This is a genomic window from Frankia sp. EI5c, assembly GCF_001636565.1.
Lineage (GTDB): Bacteria > Actinomycetota > Actinomycetes > Frankiales > Frankiaceae > Parafrankia.
Window position 1 is genome coordinate 31,663 of sequence record NZ_LRTK01000004.1, and the last position, 24,957, is coordinate 56,619.

Here is a 24,957-nt window from a genome sequence, read left to right on the forward strand (position 1 = left end):
TACACGTAAGCGGAGTCACGCTCACCTTATGGAGGACCGTTGCCGCCATCCCGCCCGCTGCGCGCCGACGCCCGCCGCAACCGCGAAGCACTGCTGGCCGCGGCGCGCGCGGCGTTCCTCGCCGACGAAGATGCCCACGTGGAGGAGATCGCCCGCCGAGCCGGGGTGGCCGTCGGCACTCTCTACCGCCACTTCGACACGCGCGACGCGCTCGTCGCGGAGGTCTACCGGCAGGAGGTCGCCGAGCTCTGCGCGACCCCCACCCGACTGCTCGCCGAAAACACCGCGGACGACGCACTGCGCGCCTTTCTGCTGCTGATCGTCGAGCACGCGGCAGTAGGCAGAGGGATGGGTGCGGCACTGGAGAGCATCATGGCGACCGACTCACCGGTCTTCGACGACACGCGCGAGGAGATGGCCGGCGCTCTCGACGAACTGCTCGCCGCGGGCGTGGCGGCCGGTCTCGTCCGCGACGGCGTCGGCGGGCGCGTCGTCCTGCGCGCCCTCGGCGGCATCTGCGGGCTGCGCGCCACCGGCTGGAAGGACGATGCGGTCCAGATCGCGCTGATCCTGTACGNCGGGCTGCGCTACGGCACGACGAAATGATCAAGAACCGCCGGGCGGCGAAGTCACCATCGTTGACTATCTTGGTGTTCGGGTGACCTGCCTGCGGTCCAGCGGGACGTGCCCGGCCGCGGTCGGATCAGCGGTGCAGGAGATGGCCACCGCAGGCGGCGGCGACCGGGCGCAGCCGCGCCGCCAGGTCGTCCACACTCCCCGCGGGGATCCGCGCCGCCGGGCCGGACACCGACAACGCGGCGACCGCCCGTCCGGCGGGATCCGTGAGGGGGAAGGCCACGCACCGCACACCGACCTCCTCCTCGCCGTCATCCGTCGCGTAACCCCGCTGCCGGATGTCGGCGAGTTCGGCGGCGAAGTCCGCCGGGTCGGTGATCGTGCTCGCGGTGCGCCGCGGCAGCCCCGCCCGGGCGAGCATCGCGCGCACCGTCGGCTCGGGCAGGAACGCCAGCATCGCCTTGCCGACACCGGTGCTGTGCGCGGGCGCCCGGTTGCCAACCTCGGTGAACATGCGCAGCCGGTGCGGCGAGGCGGCCTGCGCCACGTACACGACCTGATCGGCTTCGAGGACGGCCAGGTTGGCCGTCTCCCCCGACACCGCGACCGCCTCCCGCAGGAAAGGCTGCGCGCCGGCCGCCAGCAGCCGCTGCGCCGCGTTGCCGAGCCCGATCAGCCGGGCGCCCGGGGCGTAGCGGCGGTCGGCGTCCTGGCGCACCCAGCCGCGCTCGTGCAGCGCGCGCAACAGCCGGTGGACGGTGGGCTGCGGCAGGCCGGCCGCCCGGGCGAGATCGGCCAGCCCGGCCCCGTTCCCGGCGGCGGCGAGCAGCTCGACCAGATGCAACGCCCGGTCGACCGACTGCACCACCCCCGCGCGCCCCGCCGCCGCCGCGGCCGGATCCGGGTCCGCTGTCACCAGTCCTCCCGGCGGAGCTCAGGGCATCCGCTGGTAGGCCGGCACGGTGAGGAACTCGACGAAGTCGTCGGCGAGCGCGACCTCGACGAACAGCGCCCGGGCCCGCTCGAACCCGGCGGCGTCGTAGGCCTCGCCGAGGGTGCCTCGCAGCACGTCGAGCTCCTCGGCGACCACCCGCTCGAGGAGCTCACGGGTCACCGGGACACCGACCNGGCCGGCTGGGTCGGCCGGGCCCGGCTCCCCCGCCGCCGCGGGGGTGTCCCCGACCAGCACGACGTCGTTGTGCAGCCACTGCCAGACCTGGGAGCGGGCGATCTCCGCGGTGGCCGCGTCCTCCATCAGATTGAAGATCGCCACCGCGCCGGAGCCGGCGAGCCAGGCGCGCAGGTACTGCAGCGCGACGCTGACGTTGTTGCGCAGCCCGGCCAGGGTCGGCGCGCCCGGCGTGGTGGTGAGGTCGATCAGCGCGGCCGCGTCGACGGCGACATCCTCGCGGGTGCGCCCGATCTGGTTGGGGCGCTCACCGAGCACCCCGTCGAACACCTCCCGGCACACCGGCACCAGGTCGGGATGGGCCACCCAGGAGCCGTCGAAACCGATGCCGGCCTCCCGGGTCTTGTCCTCCCGGACCTTCGCCAGCGCGGTGGCGTTCACCGCCGGATCACGCCGGCTGGGGATGAACGCCGCCATCCCGCCGATGGCGTGCGCCCCGCGGCGGTGACAGGTACGCACCAGCAGCTCGGCGTAGGCGGTCATGAACGGCGCCGCCATCGTGACCGCGTTGCGGTCGGGCAGGGTGAAGGCGCTGCCGCGGTCACGGAACTTCTTGATGATGCTGAACAGGTAGTCCCACCGGCCGGCGTTGAGCCCGGCACTGTGTTCCCGCAGCTCGTAGAGGATCTCCTCCATCTCGAAGGCGGCCAGGATCGTCTCGATCAGCACGGTCGCGCGGATGGAGCCGCGGGCGAAACCGAGCGCGTCCTCGGTGTGCGTGAAGATCTCGTTCCACAGCCGGGCCTCGAGGTGGCTCTCGGTCTTCGGCAGGTAGTAGTAGGGGCCGCTGCCGGCATCAAGCTGGCGGCGGCCGCAGTGCACGGCGTAGAGGGCGAAGTCGACGATGCCGCCGGCCACCGGCTCGCCGTCCACCAGCAGGTGCTTCTCGTCGAGGTGCCAGCCGCGGGGCCGCACCACGATCGTGGTCGCGGTCGTGGTCGCGGTGCCGTGGCTGATCGTCGCGCCGGGGGCGAGGGTGTAGCGCTTCCCNTCCGGGCTGGTGAAGGCGATGGTGCCGGCGAGGGCGTCCCGCAGGTTGAGCTGCCCGCCGATCATGTTCTCCCACAGCGGGGTGTTGGCGTCCTCGAAGTCGGCCAGCCATACCTTCGCACCGGAGTTGAGCGCGTTGATGGTCATCTTGCGGTCGGTGGGGCCGGTGATCTCGACCCGGCGGTCGACCAGGCCCGGTGCCGGCGGCGCCACCTGCCACTCCCCCTCCCGGATACGCCGGGTGGCGGGCAGGAAGTCCGGGTCGGCCCCCGTGGAGAGCGCCGCCTGCCGCTCGGCGCGGCGGGCCAGCAGCTCCCGGCGGGCCTGGCCGAAACGGCGGTGCAGGTCCGCGACGAGGGCCAGCGCCGGTGGGGTGAGGATCTCGGCCGCGCCGGGAACGCCCGGCTGGACGATCTCGACTCCGGGCGGGGTCTGCGGACCGGCCACGACGGCGCTCCTTCACACAACGTGTGCACACAACGTGCGACGAACTTCCGGCAGACGGAGCAGACACTCCGTATCGCGGATTCTAGCGGCACGGAGGGCGCCCGGACGGCCACGCGACGGGCCACGTGACGGGCTACCCAGCCGGCCACGCAACTGGCCAGGCAACTGGCCATGCAACTGGCGACATAACGCACCTCGCGGCGGACCTCGTGGCGGTCCATGCGACGGCCGCGGTGATCGGACCGGTGGCGTCCGGCGGGCCGACCCGGTTGACTTTAGGGGCCGCGGCGCCAGGCGCCCGGTGCCGACGCAGCGGCCGGTCCCTCCCNGGGATCATCTGCCGGTGCGCCGAACGCCCAGTCACGCATCCCGCGTGCCCCCGTCGTGTGAGGAGCCGCTCCCGTGCCCGAGTCCCCTTCCCGTGTCGCGATCGTCACCGGAGCCGCCCGCGGAATCGGCGCCGCCATCGCCCGGCGCCTGGCCGACGACGGTCTGGCGGTAGCCGTGCTCGACCTGGAGGAGTCCGCGGCCAAGGGCACCGTCGACGCGATCGCGGCCGCCGGCGGCAAGGCGATCGCGCTGGGCGCCGACGTCGCCGACGCCGCGGCGGTCGAGGCCGCGGTCGCCCGGGTCGCCAGTGAGCTGGGGGCGCCGACCGTCCTGGTGAACAACGCCGGGATCACCCGGGACAACATGCTGTTCAAGATGACCGAGGGTGACTGGGACGCGGTCATGGGCGTGCACCTGCGCGGCTCGTTCCTCATGTCGAAGGCCACGCAGAAGTACATGGTGGAGGCGAAGTGGGGACGGATCGTCAACCTCTCCAGCATCTCGGCGCTCGGTAACCGCGGGCAGGCGAACTACTCGGCGGCCAAGGCCGGGCTGCAGGGATTCACCAAGACACTCGCCATCGAGCTGGGCAAGTTCGGCGTCACGGTGAACTGTGTGGCGCCGGGCTTCATCGTCAGTGACATGACCCGGGCGACCGCCCAGCGTCTCGGCGTGGCCTGGGACGACTACCTGGCCGCGGCGTCGTCGCAGATCCCGGTGGCGCGTCCCGGTGAGGTCGAGGACATCGCGAACGCGGTGTCGTTCTTCGCCGACGACGCAGCGGGCTTCGTCTCCGGGCAGATCCTCTACGTCGCCGGGGGCCCGAAGGCCTGAGCACGGGCGGCCGCCCGCAGGCGCGGGCGGCCGCGGGCGTCGGCCGCCGCGGGCGCGGGCGTGTCGTGACCGGCCGAATACCTCAGCGGGCCTGGCGTAGCGGGGCGGGTGGTGCGCTGAGTGATCTGACAGTGGCGGCCAGCGTTTCGGGTGCCGGCGCGGGCGTGGCGATGCAGCGGCTGAAGAGCTCGCCGTGTCTCCTCGCGAGAGCTGTTGACAACCCCGACAGCGGAGGGGCCGCAACCCCGCTGACAGCAGAGACACAACGAGCCCTTCAGTCGCTGTCGGCGAACACCCGCGGACCCGCCGTGCGGGGGCGGGTGACGGCTGTGGCGCGGCCTGTACGCCCGCGGAAAGCCCTGGCAGCGACGTTGCGGCGGGTTCCGCCGGAAGCGGTGGGCCGACGGCCGTGCGCCTGCCGGGTGGCCGCCGGCCAAGGTACCCGCGGGCGAGGTACAGGACGCCGGAGGGGACGGGTCGGTGGTGCCCCGGTACCGACCTGGGGCGGTCGCCCATCGGGCCTCGCGACCCGGCTCGACACCCGGGGCGCCCCGTCCGATCAGACAGGTCCGTCACCACAGCCTCAGGCTGGCCACCCAGCCGCTCCGAGGGTGCGAGACCCCACCGGCCCGCGGGCCCGCCGCGGCGTCCGCCAGGATGGACTGGCGACCCGCGTGGCGCGAGCCCGCCTGGTCGAAGATGTTCGGCCGGAGGGGAGCGAGGCAATCGTGCGGAGGCGGACGGCGTGAGCGTTGGCAGCGGCAGCGGCGAGGGCGCCACCGGGCCGGGGCGGCACGATCACCCGCACGGCCACGACCACGACCACGACCTCGACGGCGGCTCGCTGCGGGATCTCCTGGCGGGTGCGCTGTCCCGGCCGGTGTCGCTGGTACGCACCCGGCCCAAGCGGAGGGCGCGTGCGAGCGAGGAGCAGGCCCACTCCGGGCGGGTGGTGGCCTGCCATGTCTACGCCAACGGGCGCCGGGTACCGGATGGCTCGGACCTGCTGACCGCCGCCCGCATCGCCCGCCGTCACCACGGCGCGTTCGCCTGGCTGGGGCTGTTCGAGCCCAGCGACACCGAGCTGGCGTCGATCGCCGAGATCTACGGCCTGCCCGCGCTGGCGGTGGAGGACGCCGTCGTCGCCCATCAGCGCCCGAAGATCGAGCTGTACGGCAGCACACTGTTCATGGTGCTCAAGACCGCCCGCTACGTGGAGCAGGACGAACCGGCCCGCGACACCGAGGTCATCGTCACCGGCGAGGTCATGGTCTTCGTCGGGCCCGACTTCGTGGTGACCGTCCGGCACGGCAACCACGGCGCCCTCGAGTCGCTGCGGGCGAACCTGGAGGACCGGCCGCAGATGCTGCGGCATGGTCCGTCCGCGGTGCTGCACGGGGTGTGCGACGGGATCGTCGACAACTACCTGGCCCTCGCCGAACGCCTTGACGCCGACATGGACGCCGTCGAGGCGTCGGTCTTCCAGGACGCCGCCCACCCGCCGGTGGAGAAGCTCTACCAGCTCAAGCGCGAGGTGCTGGAGTTCAAGCACGCCGTCACCCCGCTCAACGGCCCGCTGCGCATGTTGTCGGACACGTCGCTGCCCATGATCGACCCGCATGTGCGCGACCACTTCCGGGACGTGTTCGACCATCTCGTCCAGGTGACCGAGCGCGTCATCCATCTCGACGAGCTGCTCTCGTCCACGCTGCAGGCGACGCTGACCCAGGTGACGATCGCGCAGAACGAGGACATGCGCAAGATCAGCGCCTGGGTGGCCATCGGCGCGGTTCCGACCGCGCTCGCCGGCATCTACGGGATGAACTTCGAGCACATGCCCGAGCTGCGGCAGGTGTGGGGCTACCCGGCCGTCCTGGCGCTGATGGCTGTCATCTGCCTGTCGCTCTACCGGGCGTTCCGCCGCAACGGCTGGCTCTGAGCGGACGTCCCGGCCCGCGATCCCGGCCCGCGATCCCGCCCCGCACCGGTGTGCGGGGCGACGCGCCGGGCATACCGATGCGGACCGGCCGGGCCGCGACGCCGGGCCCCGCAGCGCGGATGTCGGGGTGCCGGAGTGAGGGAGCCGTGCCATGCCTCTGGGACCATGGCGACCGCCGAACCCGCCCGGTGATTCGGTCACCACCGACCNGGCGGTGACGGACCTGCTCGGGGTGCTGCGCCGGCACCTCGCCATGGATCTCGCCTTCCTGGGCCGCCTCGACGAGGAATGGCTGGTCCTGCAGGTCTTCGATGGTGACGCCGCGTCGTTCGACGTGCTGCCGGGCAGCACGATCCGCCGCGAGGCCGCGCTGTACCCGCAGGTGCTCGCGCACGACCAGCCGATCATCATCCCGGACGCCCATGCCGACCGGCGGACGTCGCGGGCCGGCATGGTGCGCGAGCTCGGGGTCGGCTCGTACGCCGCCGCCCTCGTCTTCGACACCGACGACGAGGTGTACGGCCTGGTCGGCTGCTTCGGGCACGAGCCCCGTCCGCGGCTGCGGCCCCGTGACGGTCGCTTCGTCGACCTGCTGGCGGCGTTCCTCAGCGACGCGGTGATCGACCTGCGCCGGGTGTGGGAGTCGCGGAGCCGGGTCTCGCGGCTCGTCAGCGACCTGATCGACGCCGGCGGCCCCGAGATCGTGTTCCAGCCGGTGGTGAGCCTCGCCGACGGCGGCATCGCCGGTGTGGAGGCGCTGTCCCGGTTCCCCGGGTCGGACCGCGGGCCCGAGGGCTGGTACCGGGTCGCCGAGCAGGTGGGGCTGGGCACCGAGCTGGAACTCGCGGCCATCCGCCACGCCCTCTCCGTGCTGCCCGACCTCCCGCCGTCGGTCATGCTGTCGGTGAACGCCGCACCGGCGACGATCACGTCGGGCCTGCTGGGGCTGCTCAGGTCGTTCGGGGCCTGCGACCGGGTGATCGTCGAGCTCACCGAGCACGAGCGCTTCGGCTCCGACCCGGTGGTCATGCGGGGGGTGCGGACGCTGCGCGAACGGGGCGCCCGGATCGCGGTGGACGACATCGGCACCGGCTACGCGGGTCTGGAACAGCTCCTCCAGCTGCGTCCGGACATCGTCAAGATCGACTACGTCATCACCCACTCGATGGACGTCGACGCCGCCCGGCGCGCGGTGGCGGCCGCGATCGTCCGCGTCGCAGAGGAGATCGGCAGCCAGGTGATCGCTGAGGGCATCGAGACCGCCGGCGAGCTACGGGCCGCGACCGAGGCCGGGATCGGCTACGGGCAGGGCTACCTGCTCGGCCGGCCGGCGCGCACCCTGCGGGCGGCCTGCTCCCGGGTCGGGGCCGCCGGACTCGGGGCCGCCGGACTCGGGACCGCCGGAGCCGGGGCCGCCGGAGCCGGAAGGGCCGAAGCGGGAGGGTCCGAGGTCGAGAAAGGCATCGAGGTCACGGCGGCGGGCCGCTGGGCAGGTCCATCATNCGGGTGAGCAGGCGGGCGAGCAGGAGCGTCTGGCGGTGCAGCAGGCCGCGGTCCAGCTTGTCGAGGCTGTCGCCCTCGCTGACCTGCAGCAGGTAGGTGGGCCCGGTGATCAGGGCGATGGTGGGGATACCCAGCCGGTAGGGGAACGTGCCCTCCCCGTAGAGCCCGTTCTGGAACGGCTTCTGCACGCCGGCGCGGATCACCCCGTCGGCTCGCAGCTCGTCCTCGGCGAGGCCACGCAGCGTGTCGCTGTGGCCGACGGCGACGGCGACCGGCTCGGCGCGCCCCGTCGGTCGGTAGGGGCCGGTGCCTCCCTGGTCGTCCCAGCCCAGCGTGCCCAGGTGCTCGGCGACGAGCGCCATGTCGACGGTGGACGTGATCTCGGGGTGTTCCCGTAGCCAGGCGTCCGGTTTCTCCGTGGCCACGTCGGCGGTCATGTGGTTCGGGGAGAACAGGAACAGCAGGTCCCGGGGCCGGGCGGCGGCCGGGTAGCGGCTGAGGTACTCCGCGAGCGCGAGCAGTGCCGGGCNGCCGTTCTCCTCCACGGCGTTCTGCCCGTCGGTATGGGTGCCGACCAGGACGGCCCGCGGTGACGCGCCCGGCAGCCGGGCGAGCAGGTAGTCCACGGTGGTGCGCTCGCGGTCCGCGGTCAGGACGACGGTGGCGCGCGCCGGGCCGCGGGCGAGCAGCGTGCGCAGGCGGGCTGCCTGCTCCCGGTCCAGCCGCAGCGCGGGCAGGCCCACGTGCTCCTGCTGGTGCGGGGTGTACTGGCCGGCCGCCAGTGCCGGGGACTGGTCACCGGCCTCGATCATCGCCACGGCCCCGTGGGACAGCGCGACGGCCGGGTCGGGCGGCGCGGGCACGCCCAGCCAGACCCGGGAGTAGTCCTCCGCGGCGAACTCGGCGCGGGCCGACGGCGGGTGCACCGAGTAGGCCAGGTCGGTGAGGACGGAGGCCTGCAGCCGGGCCACGGGCGCGTCGACGAGGACGACGGCCCCGGTGAGGCCACCGCCCGCGCCCGCACCGCCGGCGGCGCGGTAGGCCTCGTCGTCGCCCGCGCCGAGGTCGACCAGCGGGCCGCTCACCCCGGCCGGGCCGGTCTCACCGGCGTGCGGCCGATACGAGGCCACCGGGATGTCGTGGGTCACACCGGCGGAGTCGGTGACCCGCAGTGACCAGGAGCGGGCGATCCACTGGTCGAGCCGGGTCGGGTAGCGGGTGACGGTGAGACCGTGACCGCGCAGCTGCCGTTCGAGGTCGTCGAGGTAGCGGCGGTGCGCCGCCGAGCCGGTGAACCGTGGGCCGGCGGCGGTCATCCGCTCGACCCAGCCCCACAGAGTGTCGGCGTCGACGAGATCCTCGGCCCGCACGGGGCCCGGTGTTCCCGTGAGGGGCGGCCGGCGGGGCTGGTCGAGGGCGCCGCCGGCCGTGGCGGCCGGCCCACCGCCCGCCGCCGGGGAGCTGTCACAGCCGCCGGCGAGTCCGCCGGCGGCGGTCGCCGCCGCGCCGGACGCGGCCAGTCGCCAGGTGGCGTCCAGGAAGGTCCGGCGGGTGGCCGCCGCCCACTGTCGCGGTGAGGTCACCGTACGATCATGACAGACGGCCCCGCGGCGGGACACCGCCCGCCGGCGGGCGCTCAGGGGCGGCGGATCGAGGCCGCGGTGTCGGCGGCGGGCGCCATCAGGTCGCCGACGGCGGTGCGTACCAGGCGGCCCAGGTCGTCGTCGCTGACACCGGCGAAGACCTCGCCGCCGAGCACGAACCCGCCGGCGATCGCGCCCAGCGCGCAGGCCAGCCGCACCCGCAGCTCGAGTGGGATGTTCTCGTCGGCCAGCACCCGCTGGAACCGCTCCTGCAGGTCCGCGTGTTCGTCGTTGCCGTGGTGGGGCTGGAGCCGCTGGATCGCGGTGTGGTTGCGCATGTGGAACAGGAACAGCGTGCGGTTCGCCAGCAGCGTGCCGACGATCAGGTCGAGCATGCCCGGCCAGCGGTCGGGGCTGGCGAGGTCGGCCTCCAGGTCCTCGAACCCGGCCCGGCCCAGGTCGTGCAGGCGCAGGTGCAGCGCCAGCAGGATGTCGTCCTTGCTGGAGAAGTGGTAGTACAGCGCCGCCTTGGTGAAGTTCATCCGCTCCGCGATCTCGCGCAGCGACACCGCCTCGTAGCCGGCGTGGGTGAACAGCTCCAGGGCCACGTCGAGGATCCGTTCCCGGGTGCTCTTCTCCCCCGCGACGGGTGCGGGCGGTCTGGGCATGATCTGAACCTACTTGACGGCAGGACCTGATGTTGCTTACCTTGCGACAGGTAAGCAAACTTACCTGTCGGCAAGTTACCAAATGGGCGGAGAGACGGGCGTGGACAAGTTCATGATCGAGGCCAGCAGCCTCTCGAAACGCTATGGCGAGACCCAGGCGCTGGCCGGGATCAACCTGAGCGTTCCCGCGGGCACGGTGCTCGGCGTTCTCGGCCCGAACGGGGCGGGCAAGAGCACCGCCGTGCGCATCCTCACCACGCTGGCGCGGCCGGACTCCGGCAGCGCCCGGGTCGCCGGGTTCGACGTGGCCACCCAGGCCGGCGACGTCCGCCGCCGCATCGGCGTGACCGCGCAGGACGCCACCCTTGACGAGGCACTCACCGGCCGGCAGAACCTGCGGATGACAGCCGCGCTGAGCGGCCTGCGCCGGCGGGACGCCGACGCCCGCGCCACCGAGCTGCTGGAACGCTTCGAGCTCGCCCACGCCGCCGACCGCGTCCTGAAGGGGTACTCGGGCGGCATGCGCCGCCGGCTGGACCTGGCCGCGAGCCTCGTCGCCCGACCGGCGGTGCTGTTCCTCGACGAACCGACGACCGGGCTGGACCCGGCGAGCCGGGCGCGGATGTGGGAGATCGTGCGCGACCTGGTGGCCACCGGAACGACGGTACTGCTGACGACCCAGTACCTGGAGGAGGCCGACGCGCTGGCCGACCACATCGTGGTGATCGACCACGGCCGGATCGCGGCCCGGGGTACCGCCCGCGAGCTCAAGGACATGGTCGGCGGGCACCGCCTGGAGGTCACTCTCAGCGCGGCGCACCCCGACGCCGCCGCGGCCCTCGCGCCCCTGCTCGACGGACGGGTCGACACCGAGGGGGACGGCCGGCGGCTGCGCGCCGCCGTCCGCGCCGGATCGGGGGTGGCCACCGAGGTCATCCGCGCGCTCGACGCGGTCGGCGCGCGCGTCGACGACCTGGTCGTGCACGCGCCGTCCCTCGACGACGTCTTCTTCGCGCTCACCGGGACGGCGGCCGCCCCGCCCACCGGGCGAGCAGACCGGCCCGACCGGCCCGACCTACCCGCCCAGCCTGGCCACGCCGACCACCCCGACCACCCACGGCGCTGCGCGCGGCCGGAGCCGGCCGGCGACGCGATGGGAGTGGCGTGATGTCCGAGCTCACGGCGGCCCTCCACCCGTCCACCCGGCCCCCGGCCTCCGGGAGCCCGGCCGCGGCCGCCCGCTCCGCCGGCCCGCTCGGCCGGGCGGCCCGCGACGTCGGGGTGCTGACCTGGCGCAACCTGCTGCACATCGCGCGCGAGCCGTTGCAGCTGTCCGACATCACCGTCCAGCCGGTGCTGTTCACCCTGCTGTTCATCTATGTCCTCGGCAGCGGCGTGCGCGTCGCCGGGGGCGACTACGCCGACTTCGCGATCGCCGGGCTGGTCTCCCTGAACCTGACGACCTCGGCGATGGGCACGGCGGTCGGGTTGAGCAACGACCTGGGCACCGGGGTCGTCGAACGGTTCCGCACCCTGCCGATGTGGCGGGCGGCCGTGCTGGTCAGCCGTTCGCTGTCCGACCTGCTCGCGGCCGGCGTCTGCCTGTCGATCGTGTTGCTGACGGGGCTGGCGGTCGGCTGGCGCCCGGACACCTCGCCNGGGCGGTTCGTCGCCGCGCTCGCGATCCCGCTGCTGTTCAGCTACGCGCTGGCGTGGGCGACGGCCTGCCTGGGCATGGTCAGCCAGGGCCCGGAGAGCGCCCAGTCGATCGGGCTGGTCGTGCTGTTCCCGCTGGCGATCGTGTCGAACGCGATGGTCCCCACCGCGGGCATGCCGGCCGTGGTGCGGGCGATCGCCGAGTGGAACCCGGTGAGCGCGGTGACCGCCGCCGCGCGCGAGCTGTTCGGCAATCCCAATCCGTCGGCGGCCGCCGGCGCCTGGCCGATGCAGCATCCGGTGGTGGCCGCGCTGCTGTGGTCAGCGGCGATCATCGCGGTGTGCGCGCCGCTGGCGGTCAGGCTGTACCGGCGCCGCACCACCGGCTGAACCCCGCCGGCCCACGCCGGCGTCGGGCTCCCGTCCCGGCGCCGGCACCCGTCGGCGTCAGCGTCAGCGTCAGCGTCAGCGTCAACCCATGGTTGACGATTCCCAGTCGTCAACCTAGAGTTGACGCCATGACGAACCCCGATCCCCTCCCCCTCACCTACAGCGTCCGCCTGGACGACCTGATCGCCGCGATCAAGCACGTCCACACCGACGCCCTCGACCAGCTCGCCGGCGCCGTGCTGGCCGCCGACCACCTCGGTGACGTGGCCGACCACCTGATCGGCCACTTCGTCGACCAGGCCCGCCGCTCCGGCGCGTCCTGGACGGAGATCGGCCGCAGCATGGGAGTCAGCAAGCAGGCCGCGCAGAAGCGGTTCGTGCCCAGGGAGCCCGGCGAGCTCGCCAGCCTCGACGCGGCGCAGGGTTTCGGCCGCTACACCCCACGCGCCCGCAACGCCGTCATCGCCGCCCAGAACGAGGCCCAGGCGGCCGGCAACAGCGAGATCACCCCGGAGCACCTCATGCTCGGCCTGATCAGCGACCGCCACGGGCTGGGCCCGGCCACGATCACCGCCCAGCACGTCACCCTCGACGCCGTCCGCGCGGCCATGACCGCCGCCCTGCCGCCCCGAGTGGAGGAGGTCCCCGACCTCGTGCCGTTCGACGCCCGGGCGAAGAAGGCCCTGGAGCTCACCTTCCGGGAGGCCCTGCGCCTGGGCCACGACTTCGTCGGCACCGAACACCTCCTGCTGGCCCTGCTGGAGCTGGAGGACGGCGCCGGCCCGCTGGCCACCCTGGGCCTCACCAAGACCGCCGCGGAGTCCAACCTCCGCCAGCTGATGTCCATCGTCTCCACGACCGCCGCGCCCACGACCGACCCGGCCGGCGCCGACGCCCCGCCGCCCGCGCGGTGAGTCGGGGCGGCACTAGTCCAGGACGCTGGTGATCACCCCGTCGGGGCCCACCCGGCGGATCGACGTCCCGGTCTCGCCGATGAAGAGAACACCGGAGGTGTCGAGGGCGACCCGCGCGGGGCTCCACAGCCGGGCGGCGGTCGCCGGACCGCCGTTCCCGCCCGAGCCGATCTCCCCCGTGCCGGCAACGGTGGTGATCACCCCGCGGGCGTCGACCCGGCGCACCCGGTTGGGCACCGGTTCGGCGAAGTAGAGGTTCCCCGTCGGGTCGAGCGCGAGCGTCGACGGCTCGCTCGACAGGTTCAGCCCGGCCGCGGTAGCCGGACCCCCGTCGCCGAGCTGCCCCTGCGGACCGCCGCCGGCCAGCGTGCGCGGCGTGCCGTCCGGCTCCAGCACCCTGATCCGGTCGGTGGTGAAGTCGGCGACGTAGACGCGGCCTCCGCCCACCTCGAGGTCGCCGATGCTGGCGGCGATGACCGGCACCGACTCCTCTCCCCGCGCCGGGTTGTCCGTCGCCCCGACATCCTGCGTGCGGGCGATCAGATGCAGCACACCGGCGCGGTCGACCCGGTAGATCTGGCCCGCGCGGGCCAGCACCAGCTCGCCGCCGGGGCCGCAGGCGACCCGACCGCCCGAGCCGAGCGAGACGTCGGTGGCTCTCCGCCCGTCGGCGGGAAGCTCGGAGCCACCACCGGCGACCGTCCTGATCACCCCGTCGACGCCGATCCGGCGGATCCGCTGGTTGCCGCCGTCGGACAGCAGCACGGTGCCGTCGGGGGCCACCGCGAGGTCATTCACCCCGCGTAGCCGGGCGGCGGTCGCCGGGCCGCCGTCGCCGGTCGAGCCCTCCACCCCGGTGCCCGCCACGACCGACACCGTCCCGTCCAGTGCCAGGCGCAGCAGCCGGGCACCGGTGCCGTCGACGATGTAGAAGCCGCCGGAGGGGGCGAGGGCCCAGGCCCGCACCGTGTCGATCAGTGGTGGCGCGGCCGTGCCGGCTGCGGGCGCCGTCGGCGTACCGGTGGAGCCGCCGTCCGCGGCAGCCGCCCCGGTGCCCCCGCCGTCACCCAGCTCGCGCATGAGCACGAGCGCGACGACGGCGAGCAGGAAGGCCGCGACCGCGCCGGCGACCACGGCCGTGCGGCGCCGGGCCGGGGACCAGCCTCCGTACGAGGTGCCCTCGAACAGGTTCCGCGCCGCCACAACCGGTTGGGGCCCGGACACCTCCCGCCCGGACACCTCATGCCCGGACACCTCATGCCCAGGCACCTGCCCGGACTCCGGCCGGGAGGGGGGGCGGGGCCGGGCCTCGGCGGCTTCCCCGGCCGAGCCCGCGAGGCCCACCGAGGGCCGGGGCGGCGGCGTGAACCGTGGAACCGGGCCTTCCCCGGGCGCCGGGGGGCGCGCGGTGGACTCGGGAAGATGCACCACCAGACCCGAGCCGGCCGGCCAGTCCGGGCCGAACACCGCGGCCGCGGCCGCGGCCAGGTCACGGGCGAGGGTGCGGGCGTCCGCCGGGCGGGCGGCCGGGTCCTTCGCCAGCGTCCGCAGCACCACGTCACACACCGCCGCCGGCACCCCGGCGGGCACCGGCGGGTCGACCTCGCGCTGGTGGCGCAGCAGCTCCGGCACCGACAGGCCGGGGTCGAACACCTGCCGGCCCGACACCAGCTCGTACAGGACGACGCCGAGCGCGTACAGGTCGGCGGGCGGGCCGACCGGGCCGCCGGCGATCTGTTCCGGCGCCATGTACCGCGGCGTCCCGACCACCTGGCCGGTCGGTCCCGGCGCACCGTCGAGCATCATCCCGATGCCGAAGTCGGTCAGTTTCGGCTGCCCGGACCCGGTGAACAGGATGTTGTCAGGCTTGATGTCGCGGTGCAGCACGCCGGCCGCGTGGGCGTGGGCGAGCGCGTCGGCGACGGCCGCGCCGACGGCCAGGGTGCCCGCGGCCGACAGCTGGTGCTGGGAGAGCGCCCCGCCGGAGAGCAGCTCCATGACCATCAGGCACAGATCGTCCAGCACCACGTAGTCGTGGACGCGCACGATGTGCGGATGGTCGAGCCGGCTGAGCATCCGCGCCTCGCCGCGGAAACCGGACACCGACGCCGCGGGCAGCACCTTGATCGCGACGAGCCGGTCGAGGTCGAGGTGGCGCCCGGCGATGACGAGACCGAAGGAGCCGGCGCCGAGCTGCTCACCGAGGGCGTAGCGGGGCAGTGCCCGGGCGATGCGGGCACGGTCGACAGCGGGCACGGGCCGGCCGCCTAGCGGACCCGCACGGCGCGGACCCGACCGTCGACCGCGTCACCGACGTAGAGGTTCCCGCCCGCGTCGAGGGCCAGGCCGCCCGGGTAGACGAGCTCCGCCTCGAGGGCCGGACCGCCGTTGCCTGAGTACTCCGACACACCCGTGCCGGCGAGGGTGGTGATGATCCCGTCCGGGCCGATGCGGCGGATCCGGCTGTTCCCCGGGTCGGAGAGGTAGACGGTGCCGGCCGCGTCCACCTCGACGTCGGCGCCGATGGTGTTGATGTCGGCACTGGTCGCGGGCCCGCCGTCACCGGAGAAGCCCTTGTGCCCGGTGCCGGCGACGGTGGTGATCACCCCGGCGGGGTCGATGCGGCGGATGCGGTAGTTGTCCTGGTCCACGACGTACAGACTGCCGTCGGGCCCGCGGGCCAGCGCGCACGGGTAGCTGAAGCTGGCGGCGGTGGCCGGCCCGTCGTCACCGGTGAAACCGCTCCCGCCGGTGCCGGCGATCGTGCTGATGATCCCGTCCGGGCTGATGCGGCGGATCCGGTTGTTCTCCCCGTCCGCGATCAGCAGGCTGCCGTCCGCCGTCAGCAGCACGGTGTTGGGGTAGTCGAGCTTCGCGTTCACCGCCGGCAGGTCGTCACCGGCGAAGAGCAGGCCGTCGTCGCTCACCTCGCCGGCGAAGCCCGGCGCATCCTGGCCGGCGATGGTGGTGATGATTCCGTCGACGCTGACCCGGCGGATCCGGTGGTTGTCCTTGTCGGCGATGAACAGCGTGCCGTCGGGCGCGACCGCCACGCTGGCCGGGCTGTCGAGCGCGGCGGCGGTCGCCGGCCCCCCGTCACCGGCGAAGCCGGCCGTGCCGTTCCCGGCCACCGTCGTGATCACCCCGGCGCGGTCGATGCGACGGATCCGGTGGTTGTCGGTGTCGGCGACGTAGACGACGCCGCGCGCGGCGTCGACGGTCAGGTCACTGACCGAGTCGAACTCGGCCTGCGCCGCGGGGCCGCCGTCGCCGGAGAAACCGTCCGAGCCGGCGCCGAACACGGCGGTGATCGTGCCCGTGGCCAGGACCGGCTGCCAGGCCGGCGGCGGCGGGGCCGTGGGTGGCGCCGGGTCGGCCCGGCCCCACGCCGCCCAGCCGACCCCGCCGCCGATGACCAGGGCCAGCCCCACCGCGAGGGCCGTCACCAGCACCGGGATCCGCCCTTCGGACCCGCCCGCCCGGCCGGGACTCACCGCGCCCGCGCCCGCGGTGACCGGGCCGGCGCCACCAGCCGGCGGGCGCCGCCCGGTCAGGCGGGACGGGCGCCGGGTGGTGACCGCGCGGATGTCCAGCCCCAGATGGATCGGGATGCCGGACCGGTCCAGCCAGTTCCGCCCGAACACCGAGGTGGCGGCGCGGGCCAGGTCCAGCGCGAACGCGTGCGCGCTGGGATGACGCTGGTCAGGCCGCTTGGCGAGGCAGCGCATGAGCACCGCGGCCAGGGGGGCGGGCACGCCCGGCGGCGGCGGTGGCGGCACCTCGGTGTGGTGGCGCAGCAACGCCGGCAGCGGCAGGGCGGCCGGCGCCAGCCGGGTGCCGGTGAACAGCTCGTACAGGACGACACCCAGCGCGTACAGGTCGGTGGCCGGGCCGAGCCGGTCCCCAGTGATCTGCTCCGGGGCCATGTAACGCGGTGTGCCCACCACCCGGCTGGCCGTCGACGCCGAACCCTCCATCACCTTCGAGATCCCGAAGTCGGTGATCTTCGGCTGGCCGGAGTCGCTGAACAGGATGTTGGCCGGTTTGATGTCGCGGTGCACCACGCCGTGCGCGTGCGCGTGCGCCAGCGCGTCGGCGATCGCCAGGCCCACCGCGCAGGCGGCCTCGGGGTGCAGCGCGCGCCGGGAGAGGGTGCCCCCGGAGAGCATCTCCATCACCAGCATGCACAGGTCGCCGCGCACGACATAGTCGTAGGTCCGCACGATGTGCGGGTGGTCGAGCCGGCTCAACAGCCGGGCCTCGGCGCGGAAACCCGCCTCGGCGGCGGCGTCCGGACTGGTCAGCACCTTGACCGCGACCCGGCGGTCAAGCTCCTGGTGGTAGCCGGCGAGCACGAGGCCGAAGGCGCCCGACCCCAGCTCGGCGCCGATCCCGTAGCCGGGTAGCGCGGCGGCCACGCGGCCGCGGTCGACGACTGGCACGGCGGCCCTCCTGTCCTCGTCTGTGTGGTGTCGCGGTGCTGCCCGCGCCGGTCAGCCCGCCGGTCGGCCGGCGCCGCTCAGCCGGCGCCGCTCAGGTGCACGTGGAGCACCAGGTGGCGGCGGCGGTCGGCGACGAACAGGTCCCCGGCCGTGTTCAGCGCGACCTGCCCGTCGGGACCCATCGCGTCCGGGTCGACGTCGGCGGCGCGGCCCGGGCGGGCCGTCCCCGCAACGGTGGTGATCACTCCGCCGGGGTCGACCCGGCGGACCCGGCGGTTGGTGCGGTCGGTGATGTAGATGCTGCCGTCGGCGCCGACCACCACGCCCCGCGGCGACCGCAGGGTGGCCGCCGTCGCCGGGCCGCCGTCGCCGGAGTAGCCGGGCCGGCCGTTGCCGGCCACCGTCTCGATCACCCCGTCGAGCCCCACCCGGCGGATCCGGTTGTTGTTGGAGTCGGCGATGTAGAGCCGGCCGAAACCGTCCACCGCCACGCTGATCGGGAAGGCGAGCAGCGCCTCGGAGGCCGGGCCGCCGTCGCCGAACGCCCCCTCCCCGTCCCCGCCGACCAGGGTGTTGATGATCCCGTCGACGCCGACCCGCCGGATCCGGTTGTTGGCCGTGTCCGCGATGAAGATGGTGCCGTTGCGGTCCACCGCGACCCCGCCGGGGTACCACAGCGCGGCCTCGGTGGCCGGTCCGCCGTCGCCGCCGAAGGCGTGCTCGCCGGTGCCCGCGACCGTCGTGATCGTCCCGTCCGGGGCGATGCGGCGGATCCGCTGGTTGAACGTGTCGGCGATGAGGATGTTCCCGGCGTGGTCGAGCGCCACCGCCGACGGGCGGCCCAGCTGTGCCTCGGTCGCGGGGCCCCCGTCGCCGGAGAAGCCCTCCGTGCCGGTGCCGGCGATGGTCACGATGGAGCCGTCCGCCGCAATCCGCCGGACCCGGTTGTTGCCGGCGTCCGCGACGTAGAGGTTGCCGGCCCAGTCCGCGACCATGCCGAACGGCGCGTTGAGTTCGGCCCGGGCGGCCGGGCCGCCGTCGCCGGAGGCTCCGGGCCGGCCCGTTCCCGCCATGGCCACCACCGGATAGGGCGGCGGCTTGGGCAGCGTCCCGTCCGGGGCCACCGGCGCCGCGGTGCCGGGGCCGCTCATCAGTCCCGCGGCAGCCTCGCTGGCCGGACCACTCCCCCTGCCCCCCAGCGGGATCATCGCCGCCGCGGCCACCCCGGCGGCGGTGACCGTGGCCGCGGCCAGCAACGCGGCCCGCCTGGTCCGCCACGGCCGGGCGTCGGGTCCGGCCCCGCAGCCGCCTCCGGAACCGGCACCCAGGCCGAGGCCTGGCGGGGCGGCGGCCCGGGCTCCACCGGCGGCACCGGGCGGCGCGCTGGTCGTGGTCCGCTCGCTGGTGACGGCCTGCCCGCCGCCCGTGGCGTACCCACCCGCGACGGCCGCGGCGGCCGGCGCTGCGGACAGCGCCGGCGGTTCGGGAGGTGGCTCGGTCAGCCGGGTCGTGCGGTCCGCCGGATCGTCGGCGCCGCCCGGCGGGCCGCCGGGGACCGCCTCGACCCGCAACTGGACGCCGGCCCGCTCCAGCCAGTCCGGCCCGTAACCCGCGGCCGCCGCCGCGGCGAGCTCCATCGCGAACTGGCCCGCGCTGTGGTGCCGGTCCCCCGGCGCCTTCGCCAGTGCCCGGGCCAGTACCGCCGCCACCGGCGCCGGTACTCCCGGCGGAGGCGGCGCCACCACCTCGCAGTGGTGCAGGAACAGGTCCGGCACGGTCAGCCCGGCCCCGAACAGCGGCGCTCCGGCCAGCAGCTCGTACAGGGTCGCGGCGAGGGAGTAGATGTCGGTGGCCGGCAGCAGGCGCCCGCCGATGATCTGCTCGGGCGCCATGTACTGGGCGCTGCCGACGACCCGCCCGCCCGCCAGCGCGGTCCCGTCCACCAGGCCCACCACGCCCACGTCGGTCAGCTTCGGCCGGCCGTCCGCGGTGAACAGGATGTTGGCGGGTTTGACGTCGCGGTGCAGCACGCCGGCGGCGTGGGCGTGCATCAGCCCGTCCGCGACGGCGACGGCGACGGCACAGGCCGCCGGCGGCGAGAGGCTCTGCCGGGCCAGGGTGCCGCCCGGCAGCAGCTCGGCGACCAGCAGGCGCAGCCCGTCGACCGGGACGATGTCCAGCAGCCGACACAGGTGCGGGTGGTCCAGACGGGTCAGGACCCGCGCGTCGGACGCCGGGTCCACCACCCGCCCCGGCAGCGGCGGGCCGCCGGCGGCACCCAGGTCGAGGATTCGCACCGCCACGTCATGGACATCGTCGCCACCGACCGCGGGACCCACCCGGCGCGCGGCCACCACCAGGCCGAACGCGCCCGCGCCCAGCTCCCGACCGAGGTCGTAGCCCGGCAGCGCCGCGGCCACACGAGCCCGATCGATGATCGGCACAGACCGGCCTCCTGGTCACCGTCGCGTCACGCGACGGCGCGACGGCGCCACCCGGATGACCATCCGTGGCCGCCGCGCCCGATTTCCGCCCCCCGGCGTGCCGGATGTTAGCGCACAAGACCACCGAAACCCGTACCGTGTCGCGGCCGGGACACCTCACCGAACGGCCCGCTGCCCACCGCGCCCGGCGGCGGCCCGGCCCCCGACCGCCCGCACCCGGCCCGGTACAGCCACCACGTCCGCGGGCACACAACACCCACGGCCACGACCGGCAGGGGGCAGGGATATGTGTCGACTTCTGGGGCTCACCAGCGCCCCGGCCCGGACCCGGGCCACCTTCTGGCTGCTCGACGCCCCGGACAGCCTCGACGAGCAGAGCCACCGCAACCCCGACGGCACCGGCCTCGGCGCGTTCGACAGCGACGGCCGACCGGAGGTGTTCCGCCAGCCGCTCGCCGCCTGGGCCGACCACGAGTTCGCCGCCGAAGCCCGGCACGTCACCTCGACGACCTTCGTCGCCCACGTGCGCCACGCCTCCACCGGACGGCTCGCCGTGTCCAACACCCACCCGTTCTGCCAGCAGGGCCGACTGTTCGCCCACAACGGGGTGATCGAGGACCTGGACCGGCTGGAGGCCCGCCTCGGCCCCGCGCTGGCCTCCGTCACGGGGGACACCGACTCCGAGCGCTTCTTCGCGCTGATCACCACCGAGATCGCGAACGCCGGCGGTGACATCGGGCGCGGCCTCACCGCCGCGGCCCGCTGGGTGGCCGAGAACCTGCCGCTCTACAGCATCAACCTGGTGCTCATCACCCCGCGGGAGCTGTGGGCGCTGCGCTACCCCGACACCAACCAGCTCTACCTGCTGCGCCGGGCCGCCGGCGGGCACCACGGCGGACGTCCGCTGGAGCACGTCGACGCCGCGGGAACCACCCGCGTCCGCTCCGCCGACCTCGCGGCGGTGCCGTCGGTGGTGGTCGCCAGCGAGCCGATGGACGAGCACCCCGACTGGCGGGCCCTGCGCCCGGGCGAACTGGTGCGGGTGCTTCCGGGGCGGGTCACCACGACCTGGATCGCCCTGCCCGACCCGCCGGCGCACCAGCTCGGCCTCGCCGACCTGCGCCCCGAGGCCGCCGCCTCGCAGACCGCACAGCACACCGACCCCGCCCGCGGGTGACCGGGAGCCCACAGCCGACGCCCAGCCGCCCGCCGCGGACGATCAGCGGCAGACCACAGGGGGTCAGCCGCCCACCGCGAAGATCAGGGTCCAACCGCGGGCAGCTCGGCCAGCAGCGGGACGAGGACCTCCCCGGCCAGCCGGATCGCGCTGTCGTCCACGTCCAGGTGGGTGACGATCCTGACCGTCGTCGGCCCCGCGGCGCCGACCAGCACCCCACCGGCCGCCGCCCGCCCGGCGAACGCGACGGCGTCCGGGACGTCGACGAGCACCATGTTGGTCTCGGTCAGCTCCGGGCGGACCCGCCCCGGGGCCGCCGCCGCCAGCAGCGCCGCCAGCTCACCGGCCCGGCGGTGATCCTCGGCGAGCCGCTCGACATGGTGGCGCACGGCGTACAGCCCGGCCGCGGCGAGCACCCCGGCCTGACGCATGCCCCCACCGAGCCGCTTGCGCCACACGCGGGCCCGTTCGACGTGGTCGACGTCGCCGACGACGAGGGAGCCCACCGGGGCGCCCAAACCCTTGGACAGGCACACCGACAGCGTCGAGAAGACGCCACCCAGGCGGCGCGGTTCCACCTCCAGCGCGACCGCGGCGTTCCACAGCCGGGCCCCGTCACAGTGCAGCAGGACGTCGGCGCGATCGGCGATGGCGCGCAGCTGGTCGAGGCGGTCCAGGGCCCACACCCGGCCACCGGCCCGGGCCCGGGTGTTCNCGACCGCCAGCACACTCGTGCGGACCATGTTGTAGCCGCGCCCGTCCGGGAAGGAGCGCAGCTGCGCCTCGACCGCCGCGAGCTCCAGGGTGTCGGGCAGGCCGGTGAGCGTGCGCGTCTGCACTCCGCCCAGCACGGCGAGCCCCCCCAGCTCGTAGGTCACGATGTGGGCCTCGGTGTCGGCGACGATCTCGGTACCCACCGGCGCCCCGGCGCGCAGCGCACAGAAGTTGCCCATCGTCCCGCTCGGCACGAACAACGCGGCCTCGTGCCCGAGCAGGTCGGCAACGTGCTCCTCCAGCGCCCGCACGGTCGGGTCCTCGCGGTAGACGTCGTCCCCGACCTCGGCGTCGGCCATCGCCCGGCGCATGCCGGGGGTGGGCCGGGTGACGGTGTCACTGCGCAGATCGACAGGCGGGGCGCCGGCGGATCCGGCGGATCCGGCGGATCCGGCTGGGCGGGCGGACCCGGCGGTGCGGGGGCCGGCGGGAACCACCGGGGGCGGAGTGCTCACGGCATCCGACCGTAGTCCCCGCCCTGATGGGTCCGGCCCGCCGGCCGCCCGGTCAGGCCGGTAGAAACGCCCGGTCGACGCTCCTCGGCGATGTCGTCGGCCCGGATCGAGATCGCCTCTGCCGTGGTCGTCACCTGCGGCGCCTCACATCGGCGTAGTCGAGACGGATCTGCGTCCCAGGCCGGGCTCGGGTGACAGGCCGGGCTCGGGTGACACGGCTGTCTGATCAGCGGGATCTCGCGGCCGTCGGCCGGCCGTGAGGCCCGGCGGGCGGGGTGTCCCGGGCCGGCACCGGGTCCCCACCGCCCCACCCGTTCGACGTCCACGACCCCGCCCGCGGACGACTCGGCCGGTGAAGCTCCCGCCGCGGCGCGACCGCCGGGCCGCCGGCCCCCCGTGGGACCCGCCGTAATGGCGCTACCAGGGCTTTCAGGGCGCCAACGGACCCCGCAACACCGTCAGCCGCCCCCGCGGCCGCGGGTGGCGAGGATTCGCCGACAGCGACTGAAGAGCTCTGTGTGTCCTTCGCCCGCAGGGGTTGCGGCCCCTGCGCCGCCGTGGTCGTCAAGACGCCTCCACAGGAGACACAAACAGCCCTTCAGGCGCCCGATCGCCACTCGCGCGCCCGCGCCCGAAACGCTGACCGCCATCGTCAGATCACCAAACGCACCCGCCGCGCCGCCGCCCGCACGGGCCGAGCACCCGCACGGGCCGAGATCCACGGAGTCGGCCTAGCCGTCCGGCACGCCGTCAGCTGTCGGCTCTCCCGAGCCCACGCCGAGACGAACGGGTTTCGCCCCGCCACCGGGTGGTCGTGGGACACCCGCGGATGCGCTCCCGGTACCCAGCAGCACCGCGGCGGCTCCGGCAGCGCCCAGCGCGAGAGGCCCTGCCGAGGCGGAGAAAGTAGATGTCACACCAGTTCTCCCTCTCCGGACCAGGTCCGGAGGAGTACGCAGATCTGGCGGGTTCCACCACCCGGCCACGCCGGTGAACAAAGGTGGCGCGATGACCATGCAGCAAGGTCCGTGAAGTGGACCGTCCCGGAAACGCGCCCCACACAGCTATCTTGAAACTCGCACGGAACACGTACAGCGGGTTATCTTTCGAGAAACGCGTTGCATCCAGCGGGTGGGCGGCTGGATTCGACCGGGCCGCTGGATTCGACCGGGCCGCTGGATTCGACCGGGCGGGCCAGACCAGACCGGACCAGGCCCCCGATCAGGCGGCAGCCCACCCGATCCGCGCGGCCGCACCGACACGGGCCGGTGCCGGGCGCCTGGCGGCACCGGCCGGGGGCCGGCGACCAGCCGGGGCCGTCCCGTCCTCGGTTCGGGCACCGGATGCGCCCCCGGAGCCGCCTCGGCCCGCGGCGTTCGGTGGTGGTGTTCTTCGCCAAGTCACTCCGGGCGGCCATGAGATCGGCGTTCACCGCCAGCGTGGCCGGCAGCCTGCCCCCGGGCTAGGCAGCACGCCCAGGGGCCGGGCCGGGCCGGGGTACCGCGACCCGCGGTACCCCGGATACCCGGGAACCCCGGTGCCCCGGTGCCGCCCGTCCTGGAGGGTCCGACCGGGCGGCGGGCGGCGGGCGGCGGGCGGGCTTTTTCTTCCCGGTTCCAGGAGATATCTTGACGGAAAAGGTTGGCACCGCCGTGGCGACTGTCCTGTTAACCTCCCGGCTACCTCGCGACCCGCTTCTGAAATCGGCCCGACATAGGGTCGCTGGCGATTCCGGCCTTCTGGCACCCGGGCGCCGCCGTTTAGCGGCCGGCCAGGGAGACCGGGAACACACAGCCTCCGCGTCGGGTATTTCACAGCCGTCGAAAGTGCCGGTGACCATCATGATGAGTGGCAGGCCGTCCCACCCCAGTGTGCCGCGACCCGTGCCGCCGGGTGAGGGCCCCACGGCCGGGCCCGAACCGGCCCGCGGCCTGGTCCGCTTCTGTGACACCACTCTGCGTGACGGCGAGCAGACTCCAGGAGTCGCGTTCACCGCGGAGGAGAAGATCGCGATCGCCGTCGCGCTCGACGCGGCCGGCGTGCACCAGATCGAGGCCGGGGTTCCCGCCATGGGTCCGGGCGAGGTCCACGTGCTGCGCCGGATCGTCGCCGCCGTGCCGCGCGCCGAGGTGGTGGCCTGGTGCCGGGCCGACCGCCGGGACATCGACGCCGCCGCCGCCTGCGGGGCCGGGGCGGCGCATGTGGCCATCCCGGTCTCCGACCTGCACCTGCGCACCAAGCTGGGCAAGGACAGGGACTGGGCCCGCCGCCGGGCCGCCGACAGCGTCCGCGCCGCCGCCGACCGCGGGCTGCGGGTCAGTGTCGGGTTCGAGGACGCCTCCCGCGCGGACGACGATTTCGTCATCGACCTGGCCGGCGGGCTGCGCGAGCTCGGTGTCACCCGGTTCCGCTGGGCCGACACCGTCGGCGTCGCGAACCCGCTCGCCCTGCACAGCCGGCTGCGGGCGCTGGTGGACGCGGTCCCCGGTCCGTGGGAGATCCACGCCCACGACGACTTCGGCCTGGCCACGGCGAACACCCTGGCCGCGGTCCAGGCCGGTTTCACCTGGGTGAGCACCACCGTCACCGGCCTCGGTGAACGGGCGGGCAACGCGCCGATCGAGGAGGTCGCGATGGCGCTGCGGC

15 protein-coding genes and 6 pseudogenes are annotated in these 24,957 nt (G+C 74.5%); 10 read left to right on the forward strand and 11 right to left on the reverse strand.

All coding sequences use genetic code 11. The features are described 5' to 3' along the window. Positions 1-39: 39 nt before the first annotated feature. On the forward strand, positions 40-577 hold a 538-nt coding region (locus tag UG55_RS46565), incomplete at its 3' end, for a TetR/AcrR family transcriptional regulator (RefSeq protein WP_396230773.1). 126 nt (positions 578-703) lie between these two features. On the opposite strand, the gene UG55_RS01575 is transcribed toward UG55_RS46565, so the two are convergent. The 4 genes and pseudogenes from UG55_RS01575 to UG55_RS31085 all read right to left on the reverse strand — a co-directional run. Then, positions 704-1,492, reverse strand: a complete 789-nt coding sequence (locus tag UG55_RS01575) for an IclR family transcriptional regulator (protein WP_242423579.1) — start codon at positions 1,490-1,492, stop codon at positions 704-706. Between the two features lie 18 nt (positions 1,493-1,510). Next, a pseudogene (locus tag UG55_RS31075) lies at positions 1,511-1,703 on the reverse strand (malate synthase A); the annotation flags it as partial. Between the two features lies 1 nt (position 1,704). Continuing rightward, a pseudogene (locus UG55_RS31080) lies at positions 1,705-2,755 on the reverse strand (malate synthase); the annotation flags it as partial. 1 nt (position 2,756) lies between these two features. Further along, a pseudogene (locus UG55_RS31085) lies at positions 2,757-3,202 on the reverse strand (malate synthase A); the annotation flags it as partial. 402 nt (positions 3,203-3,604) lie between these two features. Here UG55_RS31085 and fabG point away from each other — a divergent pair. From fabG to UG55_RS01595, 3 genes are all read left to right on the forward strand, one after another. Next, positions 3,605-4,366 (forward strand): 3-oxoacyl-ACP reductase FabG, encoded by a 762-nt coding sequence (gene fabG / locus UG55_RS01585; protein ID WP_066061737.1) that lies wholly within the window; start codon positions 3,605-3,607, stop codon positions 4,364-4,366. A 745-nt stretch (positions 4,367-5,111) separates the two neighbouring features. Then, positions 5,112-6,305 carry a magnesium and cobalt transport protein CorA gene (locus UG55_RS01590; protein WP_066061740.1) on the forward strand — a complete coding sequence of 398 codons (1,194 nt, stop codon included), beginning with the start codon at positions 5,112-5,114 and terminating at the stop codon, positions 6,303-6,305. Between the two features lie 253 nt (positions 6,306-6,558). After that, a partial coding sequence (locus UG55_RS01595; RefSeq protein ID WP_242423587.1) for an EAL domain-containing protein occupies positions 6,559-7,807 on the forward strand: 1,249 nt, incomplete at its 3' end. Between the two features lie 1,637 nt (positions 7,808-9,444). On the opposite strand, the gene UG55_RS01605 is transcribed toward UG55_RS01595, so the two are convergent. Further along, positions 9,445-10,059, reverse strand: coding sequence for a TetR/AcrR family transcriptional regulator (locus tag UG55_RS01605; RefSeq protein ID WP_066061745.1), 615 nt, complete (start codon positions 10,057-10,059; stop codon positions 9,445-9,447). 82 nt (positions 10,060-10,141) lie between these two features. Between UG55_RS01605 and UG55_RS01610 the strand changes: the two genes are divergently transcribed. The 4 genes and pseudogenes from UG55_RS01610 (at position 10,142) to UG55_RS01620 (ending at position 13,019) form a co-directional block, all read left to right on the forward strand. Beyond that, entirely contained in the window at positions 10,142-11,227 is a 1,086-nt protein-coding gene (locus tag UG55_RS01610) for an ATP-binding cassette domain-containing protein (RefSeq protein WP_396230774.1), read from the forward strand. Beyond that, the coding region (locus UG55_RS31090) for an ABC transporter permease (RefSeq protein WP_242423580.1) at positions 11,227-11,717 on the forward strand (491 nt) is incomplete at its 3' end. The genes UG55_RS01610 and UG55_RS31090, both read left to right, overlap by 1 nt. 1 nt (position 11,718) lies before the next feature. Continuing rightward, positions 11,719-12,105 (forward strand): annotated as a pseudogene (locus UG55_RS31095) (ABC transporter permease); the annotation flags it as partial. A gap of 128 nt (positions 12,106-12,233) precedes the next feature. Then, positions 12,234-13,019, forward strand: coding sequence for a Clp protease N-terminal domain-containing protein (locus tag UG55_RS01620; RefSeq protein WP_066061751.1), 786 nt, complete (start codon positions 12,234-12,236; stop codon positions 13,017-13,019). A gap of 12 nt (positions 13,020-13,031) precedes the next feature. On the opposite strand, the gene UG55_RS01625 is transcribed toward UG55_RS01620, so the two are convergent. The 3 genes from UG55_RS01625 to UG55_RS01635 all read right to left on the reverse strand — a co-directional run bounded on the left by UG55_RS01625 (position 13,032) and on the right by UG55_RS01635 (position 19,905). Next, positions 13,032-15,275, reverse strand: a complete 2,244-nt coding sequence (locus UG55_RS01625; RefSeq protein WP_066061754.1) for a serine/threonine-protein kinase — start codon at positions 15,273-15,275, stop codon at positions 13,032-13,034. Between the two features lie 11 nt (positions 15,276-15,286). Continuing rightward, positions 15,287-17,461, reverse strand: a complete 2,175-nt coding sequence (locus UG55_RS01630) for a protein kinase domain-containing protein (protein ID WP_066061757.1) — start codon at positions 17,459-17,461, stop codon at positions 15,287-15,289. A gap of 77 nt (positions 17,462-17,538) precedes the next feature. Continuing rightward, a complete protein-coding gene (locus UG55_RS01635) occupies positions 17,539-19,905 on the reverse strand; it encodes a protein kinase domain-containing protein (protein ID WP_066061761.1) in 2,367 nt (788 codons plus the stop codon). Between the two features lie 286 nt (positions 19,906-20,191). Here UG55_RS01635 and UG55_RS01640 point away from each other — a divergent pair, with 286 nt between their 5' ends. Next, on the forward strand, positions 20,192-21,082 hold the full coding sequence (locus UG55_RS01640) for a class II glutamine amidotransferase (RefSeq protein WP_066061764.1): 891 nt from the start codon (positions 20,192-20,194) through the stop codon (positions 21,080-21,082). Positions 21,083-21,165: 83 nt separating this feature from the next. On the opposite strand, the gene UG55_RS31100 is transcribed toward UG55_RS01640, so the two are convergent. The 3 genes and pseudogenes from UG55_RS31100 to UG55_RS29035 all read right to left on the reverse strand — a co-directional run. Then, positions 21,166-21,796 (reverse strand): beta-eliminating lyase-related protein (locus UG55_RS31100; RefSeq protein WP_242423581.1); only part of this gene is annotated, 631 nt, incomplete at its 5' end. Position 21,797: 1 nt separating this feature from the next. Then, a pseudogene (locus UG55_RS31105) lies at positions 21,798-22,167 on the reverse strand (beta-eliminating lyase-related protein); the annotation flags it as partial. Between the two features lie 140 nt (positions 22,168-22,307). After that, complete coding sequence (locus UG55_RS29035) at positions 22,308-22,445, reverse strand: hypothetical protein (protein WP_157901483.1); 138 nt, start codon at positions 22,443-22,445, stop codon at positions 22,308-22,310. Between the two features lie 1,707 nt (positions 22,446-24,152). Here UG55_RS29035 and UG55_RS31110 point away from each other — a divergent pair. Then, positions 24,153-24,957: pseudogene (locus tag UG55_RS31110) on the forward strand (homocitrate synthase); the annotation flags it as partial.